At 69.8% G+C, this 16,596-nt stretch carries 12 protein-coding genes; 6 read left to right on the top strand and 6 right to left on the bottom strand.

From position 1 onward, the window contains the following. Positions 1 to 6: 6 nt before the first annotated feature. The 5 genes from IE173_RS02460 to IE173_RS02440 form a co-directional block, all read right to left on the bottom strand. The gene (locus tag IE173_RS02460) at positions 7 to 5,916 is read right to left on the bottom strand and encodes an Ig-like domain-containing protein (RefSeq protein WP_191281778.1); all 5,910 of its coding nucleotides are present in this window, start codon (positions 5,914 to 5,916) and stop codon (positions 7 to 9) included. Between the two features lie 3 nt (positions 5,917 to 5,919). Then, positions 5,920 to 7,347 carry a serine/threonine-protein kinase gene (locus tag IE173_RS02455; protein WP_191281777.1) on the bottom strand — a complete coding sequence of 476 codons (1,428 nt, stop codon included), beginning with the start codon at positions 7,345 to 7,347 and terminating at the stop codon, positions 5,920 to 5,922. Between the two features lie 67 nt (positions 7,348 to 7,414). Further along, positions 7,415 to 8,263, bottom strand: coding sequence for a PP2C family protein-serine/threonine phosphatase (locus IE173_RS02450; protein WP_191281776.1), 849 nt, complete (start codon positions 8,261 to 8,263; stop codon positions 7,415 to 7,417). Next, positions 8,260 to 8,877 (bottom strand): FHA domain-containing protein, encoded by a 618-nt coding sequence (locus tag IE173_RS02445; protein WP_191281775.1) that lies wholly within the window; start codon positions 8,875 to 8,877, stop codon positions 8,260 to 8,262. The genes IE173_RS02450 and IE173_RS02445 overlap by 4 nt, the downstream gene beginning before the upstream one ends. A gap of 160 nt (positions 8,878 to 9,037) precedes the next feature. Beyond that, positions 9,038 to 10,474 carry an aminobutyraldehyde dehydrogenase gene (locus IE173_RS02440; protein WP_191281774.1) on the bottom strand — a complete coding sequence of 479 codons (1,437 nt, stop codon included), beginning with the start codon at positions 10,472 to 10,474 and terminating at the stop codon, positions 9,038 to 9,040. Between the two features lie 114 nt (positions 10,475 to 10,588). Here IE173_RS02440 and IE173_RS02435 point away from each other — a divergent pair, with 114 nt between their 5' ends. From IE173_RS02435 to IE173_RS02420, 4 genes are read left to right on the top strand one after another with little or no spacing between them, the layout of a single operon-like run. Then, positions 10,589 to 11,053: an Lrp/AsnC family transcriptional regulator gene (locus IE173_RS02435; RefSeq protein WP_191281773.1), complete on the top strand. Its 465-nt coding sequence runs from the start codon at positions 10,589 to 10,591 to the stop codon at positions 11,051 to 11,053. A 2-nt stretch (positions 11,054 to 11,055) separates the two neighbouring features. Continuing rightward, positions 11,056 to 12,447: an aspartate aminotransferase family protein gene (locus tag IE173_RS02430; RefSeq protein ID WP_191281772.1), complete on the top strand. Its 1,392-nt coding sequence runs from the start codon at positions 11,056 to 11,058 to the stop codon at positions 12,445 to 12,447. Further along, positions 12,432 to 13,796, top strand: a complete 1,365-nt coding sequence (locus IE173_RS02425) for an NAD(P)/FAD-dependent oxidoreductase (protein WP_229841829.1) — start codon at positions 12,432 to 12,434, stop codon at positions 13,794 to 13,796. Before IE173_RS02430 ends, IE173_RS02425 begins: the two co-directional genes overlap by 16 nt. Before the next feature lie 32 nt (positions 13,797 to 13,828). Beyond that, positions 13,829 to 14,350 (top strand): TspO/MBR family protein, encoded by a 522-nt coding sequence (locus IE173_RS02420; RefSeq protein WP_191281771.1) that lies wholly within the window; start codon positions 13,829 to 13,831, stop codon positions 14,348 to 14,350. Here IE173_RS02420 and IE173_RS02415 read toward each other — a convergent pair. Further along, entirely contained in the window at positions 14,347 to 15,306 is a 960-nt protein-coding gene (locus tag IE173_RS02415; RefSeq protein WP_191281770.1) for an aldo/keto reductase, read from the bottom strand. The two genes, IE173_RS02420 and IE173_RS02415, sit on opposite strands and share 4 nt — an antisense overlap. A 104-nt stretch (positions 15,307 to 15,410) precedes the next feature. Here IE173_RS02415 and IE173_RS02410 point away from each other — a divergent pair, with 104 nt between their 5' ends. Both IE173_RS02410 and IE173_RS02405 read left to right on the top strand, forming a co-directional pair. Continuing rightward, positions 15,411 to 16,001, top strand: coding sequence for a methylated-DNA--[protein]-cysteine S-methyltransferase (locus IE173_RS02410; RefSeq protein ID WP_191281769.1), 591 nt, complete (start codon positions 15,411 to 15,413; stop codon positions 15,999 to 16,001). Further along, complete coding sequence (locus tag IE173_RS02405) at positions 15,998 to 16,591, top strand: DNA-3-methyladenine glycosylase I (RefSeq protein WP_191281768.1); 594 nt, start codon at positions 15,998 to 16,000, stop codon at positions 16,589 to 16,591. The genes IE173_RS02410 and IE173_RS02405 overlap by 4 nt, the downstream gene beginning before the upstream one ends. Positions 16,592 to 16,596 lie beyond the last annotated feature (5 nt).

The following is a 16,596-nucleotide window of genomic DNA, read 5'->3' as shown; positions in this document are numbered from 1 at the left end:
GGGGGCTCAGTAGTCGAGCGCCGAGTAGCTACGAAGATAGGTCTCGCCGCCGTTCGCGGTGATCCGCACACGCAGGTCACGCTTCGGTTGACCCGTCTCGCAGGTCCCGACGTCGGGCATCGCCAGCCAACCGGCCTCGGAATCCGAGTTGTCGCAGCGGTAGGCGACCGCCTCATAGCCGGGCCCCGGGATCGAGGTCCAGCTCCACTCCCCGTCGATCAGACCCGCACCGAAGGTGAGATCGCCAGGCGTGGAGTTGTGGACGGGCACGCCGAGCGCGAAGTCGGCCGACCAGGCGGCGCTGCACAGAGTCGCCTCGGGGTAGGCGCGACAGGCCTTGACCTGTGCGGTGACCGGATTGCCGTACTGGGTACCGCCCGCCGTCAGGAAGCTGCCGATCGGCAGCACACCGCTCTCGCTGCCTTCGGCCCCGGAGGTGAACCGGTACATGAACAGATCGGCGTCGGTCGAGCCGCTCCCGATCACGTAGCCGGTCAGCTGAGCGTCGAAGAACTCGCCGCCGTCGCCGTTCTCGACGATCTGGTGCGAGATCGACGTGACCTGGCCCGGCGCGGCGCGCGGCGTCACCTGCACCGGCGTGGCCGCCGTGCAGCCCTGGCCGTTGTACGCGAACACCCAGATCGTGTAGGTCTGGTTGGCCGAGAGCCCGCCGAACGACGTGCTCGTCGTGCCGGCTCCGAGGTGCTGGCTGCCGGCCGGCGGCGACACGTTCGGCGAGCCGTTCTCGACCCCGCTGACGGTGCACTTGGGGTCGGGGCCGCCCGCCGTGATCAGGGCGTAGAACTTGACGATCGGCGCGCCGTTGGCGCCGAAGACGTCGGCCCACGAGGCGTTCGCCGTCGAGCCGTCGGTCAGCGACGCCGATGCCGAGACCGCCGGACCGATGAGCACGGGCGGTCCGGCGGGGACGCCGACCCCGGTCGCCTGGTTCCAGGTCGCGAGCGAGTTCGGGGCGCTGTTGCGCGCGCTCACCGAGTAGCCGACCGCGCTGCCGTTGGCGATCGACGGCGAGGTGAGGTTGGCCGAATAGAAGCTGCCGACCGGATCACCGGGGTTCACATCGACCACCTTGACGGCATCCCCGACCGTCACCACGTACTGCTCGATCGCGCTGCCCCCGGTGTCGGCGGGCTTCTTCCAGATGACCCGGAGCCCCTGGTCGAGCGGCGTGGAGTCGAGGCCCGCGGGCGGCGGCGGGATGATGTCCGACCAGATCGACCCCGAGAGCGACGCGCTGGCCGACGGTCCGATCCCGTTGACGGCGATCACCGACAGCCGCACCGCGTGGCCCGGGCCGTTGCCCGGTGTCGTGAGCGCGCAGTTGACGCTCGATGCACACGAGGTGACCGAGAGCACGTCATCCGTCGCGACCGAGACCATCGTGACCTCGTAGTGGTCGATCGGCGAGTTGTTGAACGCCCCCGGCGCCCAGGACAGTTTGAGCAGCCGGTCGCCGAACTCGGTGACCGCGATCCCGGTGACCGCGTCGGGCACGTCCTGCACCGAGATCGTGATGGTGCCCCAGACGTAGCGATCCGGATCCTGCGTCGCGTCGGCGACCTGGTACTGAAGGCTGGTGTCGGCCGGAACCGCGGTGCCACTGACCGTGACGGTGAGCTGCGACCGGTCCGCACTGGGCACGACGCTCACTCCGTCGGGCAGCGACGCCCCGTCGAGTCCGCGGATCGCGACCACTTCGAGCGGCGTTCCCGGGAACGGGTTGTTGGCTTCGTCGTTCGCGAGCACGTCGATCGTCGTCGAGCCCCCGCGCGGCGTCACCGCCGTGTCATCGACCGGCTTCACGAGGGGCAGGGTCGAGGGTACGACGTTGAGCACGATGCGCCCCGCGCGGCCTTCGTTGAGGTCGTCGCGCACGGTGAGAGTGACGCTCGTCACCGTGCCCTTCGGCACGTTCGTCGCGGCCCTCAGGACCAACCGCTGATCGTTGAGTTCGACGGTGAAGCCTTCGGGCGCCTGCCCGACGACCGAGTAGCGCAGCTCATCGACGTCGTCGTAGGGGTAGTTCGTCAGGCGGACGAGGTCGAGCTCCTTCTCCTGACCCGGCTCGAAGTCGACGACGCCGCCGATGAAGACGGGCGGCTGGTTCTCGCGCGACTCGACGTCGATCGGCAGGGTGAGGATGGCGCGCCGACCGTTGGGATCGTCGGCGGTCGCCCCGTCCGTCACCTCGAAGGTGATCGAGGCCGGGCCGAAGTACAGGTCGGCGGAGGTGAAGACGAGCGTGTCGTCGTCGACGACGAGGTCGTCGCCGTTCGAGTGGGTGGCCCGCACCGTGCTGGAGTCGGTGAGCCGCACGCCCTGCCCGCGCAGGGTGATCACGTAGTCGTTCAGGTCGATCGTCAGCGTGTCTTCGCTCGCCACCTTCAGCAGCGGCGCGGTGCGGTCGATCTGCGGCAGGGCGTCGGCATAGCCGGGCACCCAGACGAACGCGAACGACCGGATCGAGTCATCATCGGGGTGCGTCACCGAGAACGGGATGATCTGACTCTGATCGCCGATCCGCACCCGCACGCGATTGTCGTCCAGCAGTTGCGCCGTCGTCGCGAAGTCGGGCAGGAGCGCGACCTCGAGATCCCGGACGTCGCCGTCCGCGAAGAACACGTTGTCGAGCACGTCGACGTCGACGATCGTCCGGTCGACGACATCGCTCGCGGTGAGCACCGTGTCCTGGGCGATCGGATAGGACAGCGGTGCGTCGGGGTCGACGGTGACGGTGACGAAGTTCGAGCTGGTTCCGCCGTACTCGTTCTGGATCGTGTAGATCACCGCGTAGGAGCCGGGTTCCTCGGGCGGCGTGATGTCGACGATGGTGTCGTCGACGATCGAGACTTCCGTCCCCGCCGCGACCGGAACCGCCGACACCACGCGAAGCGGGCTGCCATCGGGGTCCGAGTCGTTCGCGAGCACCTGCACGCTCACCGTGCGGTCCGGTCGCACGGCGACGACATCCTCGTTCGCGACCGGGTTGCGGGCGCCGTCGAGGCGCGGGCTGATGCCGACCCGCACGGTGCCTTCCGCACGGGCGCCGAGGCCGTCGACGACGGCGTAGGTGAACTCGTCGGTTCCCGAGGAGTATTCGCCCGCCTCGAACTCGATGTAGTTCGGTCCGGTGCTGAGTACCGCGCCCTTGTCGGGGTTGCTGGTGATGCCGATGAGCTGCACCGAATCGCCGTCGGGGTCGACGCCGCTCAGCGGGATCTGGATGCGCACCGTCTCGCCCGCGAGAACGCGTGCGGTGACGCGGCTCGGCACGGGCGGGCTGTTGGTGGCGACGTTCTCCTCCCGCACCGAGATCGTGACGCGCGCTTCGGCGCGTTGCCCGGCGGACTCGACGCTGTACACGGCCACGTAGTCACCGGCCGTGTCCGGTGCGAGGTAACGCAACCGGTCGCCCGACGCGAAGAGCAAGCCGGCGCCCTCCGGCAGGTCGCCGGCGAGGTCGGGCACCAGGGTCAGGGGCTTGCCTTCGGGCTGCTCGTCGTTGGCGAGCACCGGGATGTCGACGACGTCGCCCACTCGCACCGTGGCGGTGTCGTCGACGGCGATCGGCGGCTGCAACTGGGCGGGCTCGGGGATCTCGACGACGGTGATCGTGCCTTCGGCATCCGCGAGACCGTTGCTGATGCGGTAGTTGACGGTGACGCTGCGCCCTTCCAGGGGGGCGGTGAGCGTGATGCGCACCTGACGCTGGTCGAGGATCTCCGCCCGGACCCCTTGACTCGCGGCCGGATTGGTGACCCCGGTGACGACGAGCACCCCGCCGGCGGGGTCGATGTCGGTCGTCGTCGGGTCGATCGTCTCGCTGGAGAGCGTCGTGATGAAGACCGTGCGCGGCACGGTGATCGGGCGGGTGTTGGCGTCCGGCGGCGCCGCGACGTCGATGCGCACGAGGCCCGTCGCCGTCTGGTCGCCGTCGGTGACCGTGAATTCGACGTAGTGGGTGCGCACCTCGTCGCTCACGAATGTGAAGGTGCCCGCTTCGAAGCTCGGCTCGATGCGCGAGCCGGCCCGTTCCGGCACCGCGTTGAGGCGGAGCGGCCCGTTGCCCCCGCGCACGTGCGTCATCGGGCGGATCGTGATCTCCTGACCCGCCGTCACCAGCGCGACCCAGGGCTCGACGACGATCGGAAGGTCCCCGGCCGGGCTCACCTGCACGGCGACGTTTCCGGTCGACTGGGCGAGCCCGTCGGTGACGACCAGGGTGATCGACTTCAGGTCTCCGCCGCTGCCGGAGTCGGAGAACACCACGACACCGTCTGGCTTGTGGCTCACCTGATCCGGCGAGCTGGTGCTCGCCGTCGTGAGGTAGAAGGCGTCGCCGTCGGGGTCGACCCAGTCGCCGAGCACCTCCGTCGTGACCCGGCCCCCGGCAGCGACGTCCGCTCGGGTCGACCGCATCTGCTGGGGCGGCGAGTTCTCGTCGGCCGACCGGACGGTGATCGTGACGGTCGCGGTCGCGATGCCCCCGCGGCCGTCGGAGATCGTGTAACGGAAGGCGAGCGACCCCGAGGCGGCGGGCCCGAGGGTGAGCTGCAGCTGCTGGTTGCGCGTGACGAGGTCGACGCGACCGATCTCCTCGGGGATCGGGTCGACCTGTTCGATCACGAGCACGTCGGCGTTCGGGTCGTAGTCGTTGAGCAGCACGGGCAACACCGTTGCGCGCCCGGGCCGGGCCCCGAAGGCGTCGTCGATCGCCACGGGAGGCTGTTGCGCCTCGTCGACCGTCGGCGGGATGTTCTCGTCGTTCTCCTCCGCCTGATCCTGCGGATCCTCGACGAGGAGGTCGTCCCAGTTGTCGATGAGCTGGGCGTCATCCTGGATCGCCCAGGTGGCTCCGCGGCGCACGTCGTTGAGCACGACGCGGTCGACGTTGACGGCGAAGTCGAAGACCCCGGCCGCCGCCTCGTCGAGGTCGAAGCGCACGTCGTCGCCGGAGTCGGCGCACCGCCGCCAGGCGATTCCCGTGTTCCACGCCGCGTAGTCGCAGCCGTTCAGGCTCAGGGGCGCGGCGGGGCTGCCGGATTCGCCGTCGACGACCGTCACGGCGTCGGCTCCGCTCAGCGGCACGGCGATGAGCCCGGATCCGGTGCCGAGCAGCACGCGTTCGCCCGCGTCGGCCGGCTCCTGCAGGCTCACTTCCTCGCCGACGTCGACGAGGTCGGCGAGGTCGACGACCCCGCTTTCCAGGGCGACCCGTCGACCGTCGACGTCGAGCACCGCCCATCCGCCGTCGACGGAGGTGATCTGCACGTCGCCCACCTCGCCCAGGCCGGTCGGCCAGCGCGCCTCGACGACGTCGGTGTGACGCGCGTCGACCCGGAACACCTCGCCGACTTCGGCCGAGTAGGCGAACAGCGTGCCGTCGGGCTCGACACTCACCACCGAGTCCAGCCCGAGGAGGAGAGAACTCGGCTGGGCGGCGTCGAAGTCGGCGAGTTCGCCGAGGGGGACGATCCACAGCTCGCCCGTGCCTGCGGCGTGGATGACGACGCGCGACCCGGCGAAGAACACCCGGGGGTCTTCCGGGGGCAAGGCGATCGCTTCGCCGAGCAGGGACTCCGCCGGGTCCACGATCTGCACCGTCGCGTTCGCGTGGTCGACGACGAGCACCGCGGTGCCCTGCTGCACGATCTCGAGGTCGGCGCTGTCCGCGCGCAACACGGTGTTCAGCTCGAGGACCTCGGGGTTGGCGCGTCCGACGGTCTGCTGAGAGCCGTTGGCGACCCACACCGCTCCGTCGCCGAGGTCGAGTTTCTGGGCGGTGTAGCCGGTCGAGGTGATCGCGAGGCTGGCGACCAGGGCGGCGACGACGGTGCCGCTCGTCGCCGTGGCGACGAGCGATCGGTGGCCGGCAATCCAGGATCGGATGCTCATCGATCACTCATCCGCAACATCGACGCATTTCTCGGCGCTCTGCTCGCCGGGCTTGCCCTGCCGGGTGACGGTGACGGCGAGGCACACCGTGTCGCCCGGGGTGGTGTCGACCACGAATCGCGGCTGTGACTGGGTCGCCGTGCGGATGCCCCCCACTTCGATCTCGTACAGGTCGCCCTCGGCGAGGCCGGGATCGGGCCACGAGAATTCGACGCTGCCGTCTTGCTGCGTCGCGGAGATGTCGGTGACGACCGGGATTCCCTCGTCAGCCGAGGCCCGCCACAGCACGACCAGAGCGGTCGCGCCGAGGCCGATGACGAGGACGGCCGAGGCGATGAGCAGCCAGGTCACCGCCTGCACTCCCCCTTGCGGCGGGGAGGGGCGGCTGTGCGAGAACCGGCGCGGCGCAGGAGTCGCCTCGCGCACCGTGCCGATGCCGGCGTACTCTCCCGCGCCGTCGCGCCGTCGCCGGCGTCGCGGGCTCGGCGAGTTGCGTGCGCCCGGGAGGGGCCGGAGCCGGGTGCGGTCTTCCAGATCGGCGACGGTGCCGAGCGCCCACTCGTCCATCGCGATCTCGAGCGGCGTCTGCGAGACCCCGAGCTCGGCTTCGATGGTCTGGAGTTCGCGGATGAACTCGATGATGCTCGCCGGCCGCGCCTCGGGGCGACGCGACATCCCCCGCTTCAGCAGGGCCTCCAGGCTCGCCGGCACGTCGGACCGGCCGATCGGCTGCGGCTTGGCGCGCGCGATGCGCGACATGAGGTCGCTGCTGCTGTTGGAGCCGCCCGGGTCCTCGAACGGCGACCGCCCGGCGAGCAGAGAGTAGATGGTCGCCGCGAAGGCCCAGACTTCGCTCGCGATCGAGCCGGGAGTCTCGTCGAGCAGGACTTCGGGCGCCGACCAGGGAATCGACAGCCCGACGGAGTCTTCTTCACGCTGCGTCGTGAGGGTGGCGGCGATGCCGAAGTCGGAGAGCACGGGATGCCCGTAGGCGGTCAGCAGGATGTTGGACGGCTTGATGTCGCGGTGCAACACGCCGGCCCGGTGGGCCGTCTCGATGGCGCTGCCGATCTTGATCGCGATGCGCAGCACCTCCGGCACCGGGATGCGTTCCCGGCGGTACCGGTCGGAGAGGCTCGAGGAGCACAGTTCCATCACGAGGTAGGGCCGGCCGTCGGCGGAGACGCTGGCTTCGTAAACGGTGAGGATCGACGGATGCGCCGACAGTTGCGCCATGAGGTTGGCTTCGGCCTGGAACATCTGACGCACCTGGTCGTTGACGACCTCGCTCAGCATGACCTTGACGGCCACCTGACGACGCGGCATGTTCTGCTCATAGAGGAACACGTCGGCGAATCCGCCGGATCCGAGAATGTGCACATAGGAGAATCCGGGCAGCACGGGAGGTTGGGACGGCAGTCGCCTGGCCATGGAAGACCCCCCTCTCCTGCCGCGGGTTGCCCCATTCTAGGCAGACTGCGACTGAGCGCCCGCCGTTTCAGGGGCGCGTTCCCCCTGAACTGGGGACTGTGCCGACCGTGTCACGCTGGGGTCGCTGCGCCGGTGCCGCGACGTCGATCACGACGACGGTGACATTGTCGCGGCCGCCCGCCGCGAGAGCGGCATCCATGAGGTCGTCCGCCGTCTCCGCCGCCGACGCGCCGCCGGCCAGGTAGCTGCGGATGCGCCGGTCGTCGACCTCTTTCGTGAGCCCATCGGAGCACAACAGCAGCCGCATGCCGGGGCGCATCGGCAGCATCCACAGGTCGGGCCGGGGGCTTTCGCGGAAGCCGACGGCGCGCGTGATGACGTTGCTGTCGGGGTGGTCTTCCGCCTGCCGTTCGTCGATCAGGCCGGCGTCCACCATCTCCTGCACGACCGAATGGTCGCGCGTGACCCGGCTGAACTCGCCGTCGGCGAGCAGGTAGACCCGGCTGTCACCGATGTTGAACACCGCGAAATGCGGTTCGCCGCCCTGCAGGGCGAGCAGCACCCCGGTGACGGTCGTGCCCGCACCGATCGGGATGTGGGCCGCGAAGTCGTCGATGTCGTCGGCGGCCGCGGTGAGGGCGCCGTCGAGTCCCGCGATGTCGAGGTAGCCGTGTTCGGCGGTGCCGGCGAGCGCGGCGAGTCGTTCCACGACGGCGGCGCTCGCCCGGTCGCCGGCCGCGTGACCGCCCATGCCGTCGGCGACGGCGAACACGGGAGGAGCCACCAGCACGCTGTCTTCGTTGACGACGCGCTTGCGACCGACGTCGCTGCGGCCCGCCCAGTCGAGGACGTAGCTCCTGCGCTTGCCCGGCACGGTGAGCCGGTACCCGGTGCGGTCCCGGCCGACGCTGCTCATGAGTCGCGCCCGGCGAGCGGAGGCAGGATGTCGAGCACGGCACCCTCGCCGAGGTCGATGCGGGTGCCCGGGACGACGACGACCGACTCGCCGCGGATGAGGGTACGCGGTGCGGCTCCGGGCAGTTGCACGATGGTGCCGTTCGTCGAGCGCATGTCGCTCGCCACGAGGGCCCCGCCCACCACTTTCAGCTCGAGATGCGTCGCCGACAGCTCTTTACCGGGCGACGGCAGCGTCACCAGTCGCGGCTCCCCGCCGGTGTGGATGCGCGGCACGCTCGGCCGACGCCCGACATACACGGTGACGTCGAGCGCCACTTCGGTGCCATCGGCGAACAGCGCCCGGAACGGGGCCGGACCCGCCGGCTCGGGCGCCGGAGCTTCGACGGGGAGACCAGCCTCGACGATCGGCGCAGCGACGCCCGCTTCAACGATGCCCGCTTCAACGACGGTCGGCAACGGCCGCGGCGCGGGAACCGGCGGTTCGACGAGCGGAGGCGGACTCGCGGGTGCGACGACAGTCCCTCGAGCCACGGTGTCATCGAGGTCCACGCCCCGCGCCGGCGCCGGAGGTCGCGGAGCAGCACGAACGGTGTCGTCGAGGTCGGGCTCCACCCCCCTATCCTCCACCCGGACGCCGACGCATCCAGCAACGCACCGCCGCAGCAAAGAGCTACCCAGCGCTCGAAGACCGATTGAGTCCTCGAGTCGATCGGGGTAGGGGTCCCCGCTCTCTCGGCTCGAGGGCTCAATCGGTCTTCGAGCGCACCCCGGGTTACTCGCCGATGTACGACATGACGTGCTTGATGCGCGTGTAGTCCTCAAAGCCGTACATCGACAGATCCTTGCCGTACCCGGAGTGCTTGAAGCCGCCGTGCGGCATTTCGGCGACGAGCGGGATGTGCGTGTTGATCCAGACGCAGCCGAAGTCGAGTCTCTTGGCGAACCGCATGGCGCGGCCGTGGTCGCTGGTCCAGACCGAGGATGAGAGCCCGTACTGCACGCCGTTGGCCCAGGCGAGGGCCTCGGCTTCGTCGCTGAAGCTCTGCACGGTGATGACGGGGCCGAAGATCTCGTTCTGGATGGCGTCGTCGTTCTGTTTGAGGGCGTCGACGATGGTCGGCTCGATGAAGTAGCCCTTGCCGCTCTTGCGTTCGCCGCCGGTGACGACGTTCGCGTGCTTCGGCAACGCGTCGATCACCCCGAGCACGCGCTCGAGCTGGTTCTGGTTGTTGACGGGGCCGTAGAAGGTGTCGGGGTCTTTCGGGTCGCCGGTGGTGACGTTGGCGGCGACGTAGTCGGTGAGCGCGGCGAGGAACGCGTCATGGGCGTCCTTGTGCACGAGCACGCGGGTCGCGGCGGTGCAGTCCTGGCCGGCGTTGAAGTAGCCGGCGATCGCGATGCCTTCGGCCGCTTTGGCCATGTCGGCGTCCGGGAAGACGACGACGGGCGCCTTGCCGCCGAGTTCGAGGTGCACGCGCTTGAGGTCGGCGGAGGCGGCTTTGGCGACTTCCATTCCGGCGCGCACCGACCCGGTGATGGAGACCATCTGCGGGGTCTTGTGGTCGATCATCAGGCCGCCGGTGGTGCGGTCTCCGGTGATGACGTTGAGCACGCCTTTCGGCAGGAACTCGGCGGCGATCTCGGCGAGCAGCAGGGTCGACTGGGGCGTGGTGTCGGAGGGCTTGAGCACGGTCGTGTTGCCGGCGGCGATCGCGGGCGCGACCTTCCACACGGCCATGTTGAGCGGATAGTTCCACGGGGTCACCTGGCCGATGACGCCGATCGGCTCGCGGCGGATCGACGAGGTGTGGTCTTTCATGTATTCGGCGCTGGCGCGGCCTTCGAGGATGCGGGCGGCGCCGGCGAAGAACCGGATCTGGTCGACGGAGAGCATGATCTCGTCGTCGACGAGGGTGGTGCGCGGCTTGCCGGTGTCTTGCGATTCGAGGTCGGCGAACTCGTCGGCTCGCTTCTCCATCTCGTCGGCGATGCGGAACAGCGCGAGCTGCCGCTCGGAGGGGGTGGACTCGCCCCATTCCTCGAATGCGGCGGCGGCGGCCGCGTAGGCGGCATCCACGTCGGCTTTCCCGGACACCGGGGAGGCCGCGTAGGAGGTTTCGGTCGCCGGGTCGACGACGGGGAACGAGCTGTCTCCCTTCGCGTCGACGTACTCACCGTTGATGAAGTTGCGCAGCGTGCGATCAGCCATGCGCCCACCCTACTTCGCCACCCTTTCCGCCGAAACTAGCGATTTCGTCACTGTCAGGCCTCTCAGATTGCGGAATCGCTTGCGGGGGCCCTCGACGGCTGTCAGGATCGAATCATGGCGCGCTCGAAGGCGGTGGCGCTCGATGAGGTGTCGAAGGGCATCATCGAGCAGCTCCAGGAGGACGGCCGACGCTCCTACGCCGAGATCGGCAAGGCGGTCGGCCTCTCCGAGGCGGCCGTCCGCCAGCGGGTGCAGAAGCTGACGGATGCCGGCGTCATGCAGGTCGTCGCGGTCACCGACCCGATGCAGCTCGGGTTCTACCGGCAGGCGATGATCGGCGTCCGGGTGACCGGTGACACGACCCGCGTCGCCGAGGAGCTCGCGGCCATCCCGTCGGTCGACTATGTCGTGCTGACCGCCGGGAGTTTCGACATCCTCGCGGAGGTCGTCTGCGAGTCCGATGAGGATCTCATCGAGCTGCTCAACCACCGCATCCGCGCGATCGAAGGCGTGCTCTCGACCGAGACGTTCGTCTACCTGAAACTGCAGAAGCAGTTCTACAACTGGGGTACCCGATGACCATGGAAACGCTGACCACCGCGAACGACGCCGATCTGCAACAGAAGGCGAAGGATCACCTCTGGATGCACTTCACCCGTCAGTCGGTGGTGGAGGAACACGGCACGCCGATCATCGTCAAGGGCGAGGGCCATCACATCTGGGACTCGAAGGGCAAGAAGTACATCGACGGCCTCTCCGGGCTGTTCGTCGTCAACGCGGGCCACGGGCGCCAGCGGCTCGCCGCCGTCGCGGCGAAGCAGGCGGAAGAGCTGGCGTTCTTCCCGATCTGGTCGTACGCGCATCCGAACGCGATCGAGCTCGCCGACCGGCTCGCCGACTACGCCCCGGGCGACCTCAACCGGGTGTTCTTCTCCACCGGCGGCGGCGAAGCCGTCGAGACGGCCTTCAAGCTCGCCAAGTACTACTGGAAACTGCAGGGCCGGCCGACGAAACACAAGGTGATCTCGCGCGCGATCGCCTACCACGGCACCCCGCACGGCGCGCTCGCGATCACCGGTATCCCGGCGATGAAGGAGATGTTCGAGCCCGTCGCACCCGGCGGCTTCCGGGTACCGAACACGAACTTCTACCGCGCCGAGGAGATGGGATTCGCCGGCGGCACCGAGGAGCAGTTCGGAGTGTGGGCGGCGAACCGCATCGAGGAGATGATCCTGTTCGAAGGCCCGGAGACGGTCGCGGCGGTCTTCCTCGAGCCGGTGCAGAACAGCGGGGGATGCTTCCCGCCTCCGCCGGGATACTTCCAGCGGGTGCGGGAGATCTGCGACCGCTACGACGTGCTGCTGGTGTCGGATGAGGTCATCTGCGCCTTCGGCCGCATCGGCCACATGTTCGCCTGCGACGCCTACGGCTACGTACCCGACATGATCACCTGCGCGAAGGCGATGACCTCCGGATACTCCCCGATCGGCGCGACGATCGTCTCGGACAAGATCTACGAGCCGTTCCGGCACGGCTCGACGTCGTTCTATCACGGGTACACCTTCGGCGGGCATCCCGTGTCGGCGGCGGTCGCGCTCGAGAATCTCGCGATCTTCGAGGAGGAGGGGCTCAACGAGCGGGTGCGCACCCTCTCGCCGGTGTTCCGCTCGACGCTGGAGAAGCTCAAGGATCTGCCGATCGTCGGCGACGTGCGCGGCGACGGCTACTTCTTCGGCATCGAGCTGGTGAAGGACAAGGCGACGAAGACCACCTTCGACGACGACGAGTCGGAGCGGCTGTTGCGCGGGTTCCTGTCGAAGGCGCTGTTCGAGGCGGGTCTCTACTGCCGGGCCGACGACCGGGGCGACCCCGTCATCCAGCTCGCTCCCCCGCTCACGATCGGCGAGCCCGAATTCGACGAGATCGAGTCGATCCTGCGCGGCGTGCTCACCGAGGCGTGGACCCGGCTCTGACTTACGCCGACCTGAGTTTCTGGCACGCGACTGCCGGTGACCTGACGCCGCGGGCGGGGCTCGACGGCGACACCGACGCGGATGTCGCGATCGTCGGGGGCGGACTCACCGGGCTGTGGACCGCGTGGTATCTGCTCGAACGCGACCCCGCGCTGCGCATCGTCGTGCTCGAGAAGGAGATCGCCGGGTTCGGGGCGTCGGGCCGCAACGGGGGGTGGTGCAGCGCGCTGTTCCCGCGTTCGACCGTCTCGCTGGAACGCGCCCACGGGCACGGCGCCGCCCTCGACATGCGGCGGGCGATGATCGGGACGGTCGCCGAGGTGGGTCGGGCGGCGGAGTCCCTCGGGATCGACTGCGACTACGCGCGCGGGGGCACCATCGCCTACGCCCGGTCGGCGGTGCAGGAACGAGCCGCACGCGCCGAGATCGCCGAAGCGGAGCGCTACGGGGTCGACGACATCGGCTGGCGGGGCGCTGGCGAGGTGCACGCGGCGGGCGCGCTCGGCGCGAGTCTCGACCGCAACTGCGCGCGGCTGCATCCGGCGAAGCTCGTGCGCGGTCTCGCCGCCGTGCTGGAGGCCCGCGGCGTGCGGATTCTCGAACGCACCGAGGTGACGTCGGTGACGTCCGGGTGCGTCGAGACCACCCGCGGTGTCGTCACCGCCGACCGGGTGGTCGTGGCGACCGAGGGCTACACCGCGACGTTCCCGGCGACGCGGCGCCGCATCCTGCCGCTGTATTCGCTCATGATCGCCACCGAACCGCTGCCGCCCGCGTTCTGGGACGAGATCGGCATCGCCCACGGGCAGACCTTCACCGACTACCGTCACCTGCTGATCTACGGGCAGCGCACCGCCGACGACCGCTTCGCGTTCGGCGGGCGCGGCGCGCGCTACCACTGGGGCAGCGCCATCCGACCGGGCTACGATCGCGTGCCCCGGGTGTTCGAGCACCTCCGGCGCACGCTCGTCGAGTTGTTCCCTGCCGCGGCGGATGCGGCGATCACCCACCGGTGGGGCGGGCCGCTCGGGGTTCCCCGCGACTGGCATGCGGCGGTGACCTACGACCCGGCGACCCGGATCGGCCGGGCCGGCGGCTACGTCGGCGACGGTCTCTCGACGACGAACCTCGCCGGGCGCACCCTCGCCGACCTGCTGACCGGGGCCGAGACCGAGCTCACCCGGCTGCCCTGGGTCGGGCACCGCTCCCCCGAGTGGGAACCCGAGCCGCTGCGCTTCCTCGGCGCCAACGCCGGGATGCTGGCGATGGCGGCCGCCGACGTCGAGGAACGCGTCACGCGGCGTCGATCGGTCATCGCTCGCGTGATGGCTCCGTTGGTGGGCCACTGATGGTGCGGCCCCGGGCCCGGTAACGTCGCCGCATGAACCCGACGGTGAAGTCGGCCCTGACCCTCGGGGCGTTTCTGGTGATCTCCGCCGCTGTGGCGGCGCTGGGCGGCATCGCGACGATCTCCCAGGTCGACGGCTGGTACGCCGAGGCGGAGAAGGTCGTCTGGAGCCCGCCAAATGGACTCTTCGGTCCGGCCTGGACGGTGCTCTACACCCTCATGTCGGTCGCCGCCTGGCTGGTGTGGCGGGAGACCGTGCGGGTGGGCAGCGTGATCGACCGACGTGACGTGCGACGCGCCCTGACGCGCTACGTCGTCCAGCTCGTTCTCAATGCCGTGTGGACCCCGGTCTTCTTCGGTCTCTACCCCGTGGCCGGCGTCGCCGCGCTGTGGGCGGCAGCCGTCATCATCGTCGCGCTCGATGTCGCCGTGCTGCTGACGATGACGGCGTTCTGGCGCGTGCGGAAGGCTGCCGCCGTGATGCTCATCCCGTACTGGGCGTGGCTGCTGTTCGCCACGACCCTGAACGTCGGGATCGCCGTGCTGCAGTCCTAGGCGGGCGCGAAGAACCCGTCGATCGCGGCCAGCTCGTCGGGCGTCGGGCGCCAGCCGTTGCCGGCCGCGGCGTTCGCCCGGATCTGGTCGGGCTTGGTCGCCCCGGCGATGACGCTGGACAACGCCGGGCGGGAGAGGAACCAGCCGAAGGTCGCCTCGAGGATGCCGATGCCGCGAGCTGCGGCGAAGGATTCGAACGCCTCGATGGCGTCCCAGGGCGCGTTCTCGTGCACTTCGGGACGCTGCCGGCCGATGCGGGTGTCGGCGGGCAGATCGGTGCGCGAGAACTTGCCGGTGAACAGCCCGTTGGCGAGCGGGAAGAACGGCAAGAACCCCAGTCCGAGGCGCTCGACGGTCGGGATGACGTCGGCCTCGGCTTCGCGCGCGAGCAGGTTGTAGTGATTCTGGGCCGTGACGAACCGGGCGGCGCCGAGACGGGTCGCTTCGGCATCCGCCTCGGTCAGCTGCGCCGCATCGAAGTTGGAGTTGCCGATCGCCCGCACCTTGCCTTCACGCACGAGCTCGTCGAGCGCGCCGAGGGTCTCCGCGATCGGGACGGTCGGATCGGGGGTGTGCTGCTGGTAGAGATCGATCGTCTCGATGCCGAGCCGGTTCAGCGACCCCTCGACCGCCGCGCGGATGTAGGTGCGGCCGCCACGCGGGCCGAGGTCGGCGAGCGGACTGCCCATCGAGGTGTGGCCGAACTTGGTGGCGATGACCGCCTCGTCCCTCCGGCCGGCGAGGGCGGCGCCGAGCCGGGTCTCGCTGAGGCCGTACTCGGCCCCGTAGACGTCGGCGGTGTCGAAGAACGTGACACCGGCGTCGAGAGCCGCGTGCACGACGGCGTCGGTTCCCGCCTGCTCGAGGGTGAGGGTGCCGGGGCGGCCGAGGTTGTTGCAGCCGAGACCGACCACCGAGACGGTGAGCGCCGACGTGCCGAGGGTGCGTTTCTCCATTCCGCCAGCCTAGGCAGCGTCCTCCCCAGGTCCGCGCGGGAGCCGGCGTGCACGATGTCCGATTCCCGCGCTCCCCGGTCGGAGGCGGCGTCTACGCTCGACGCATGACCACCACCCCCGCGGCGCTGCGTCGCATCGACAGCCCCCTCGGGCGCATCGAGATCGTCGGCGACGGCTCCGCCGTCATCGCCCTCTCGATCGAACGCGACGGGTCGCTGCCCCACGACGACCTGCCCGAAGCCCCCGACGCCGTCCTCGATCGCGCGGCGGCGCAACTCGCCGAGTACTTCGCGGGGCGACGGCGCGACTTCGACGTCCCCGTCAGCCTCGCCGGCACGGCGTTCCAGAAAGCGGTGTGGGAGCAGCTCGTCGATCTCGAGTGGGGCGAGGTGGTGTCCTACGGCGACCTCGGCCGCGGAACCGGGCGGGCCACCGCCGGGCGCGCCGTCGGCGGTGCCGTCGGAGCCAACCCGGTGCCGATCATCGTGCCCTGCCACCGGGTGCTCGGCAGCGACGGCATGATCACCGGGTACAGCGGAGGCGAAGGCATCCCGACCAAGTCGTGGTTGCTCGCCCACGAGGGCATCGCCCACCGGGTGCCACGGAGCCACGAGCCGGTGTCGCTGTTCGACCTCGAAGCCGGCGATGCCGAGGCGGCGGCCGACGGCTTCGCCCAGCGGTCCGGCGCCGCGTGAGCCGACCCGAGATCCTCGTCAGCGACGACGGAAAGCCGCGATGCGGCTGGATCGGCACCGACCTCGAGTACCGCCGCTACCACGACGAGGAGTGGGGCACGCCGCTGCACGGCGACCAGCCGCTGTTCGAGAAGATCTGTCTCGAGGGCTTCCAGGCGGGCCTGTCGTGGATCACGATCCTGCGGCGCCGACCGGGTTTCCGCGCGGCGTTCGACGGGTTCCGGATCGAGACGGTGGCCGCCTACGGCGACGCCGAGGTCGAGCGGCTGATGCTCGACGAACGCATCATCCGCAACCGCGCGAAGGTGCTGGCGACGATCGGCAACGCGAACGTCGCCGCCGACCTCGTGGGCGAGCGACCCGGAGCGCTCGATGACCTCATCTGGAGCTACGCGCCGGCCGACCCGCGTCGGCGTCCGCGCACCTGGGCCGACATCCCGGCGGTCACCCCGGAGTCGGAAGCGCTCAGCGCCGCACTGCGCAAGCTCGGCTTCCGGTTCGTCGGGCCCACCACGATGTACGCGCTCATGCAGTCCGCGGGGCTCGTCGACGACCACCTGGCGGAGTGCTGGCGCGCGCACGAGCCGTGATTCGC

Source organism: Pseudolysinimonas yzui (assembly GCF_014653215.1).
Classification (GTDB): Bacteria; Actinomycetota; Actinomycetes; order Actinomycetales; family Microbacteriaceae; genus Pseudolysinimonas_A; species Pseudolysinimonas_A yzui.
Note: the sequence above shows the minus strand (reverse complement) of the source record. Positions and strands in the feature narration are given on the sequence as shown.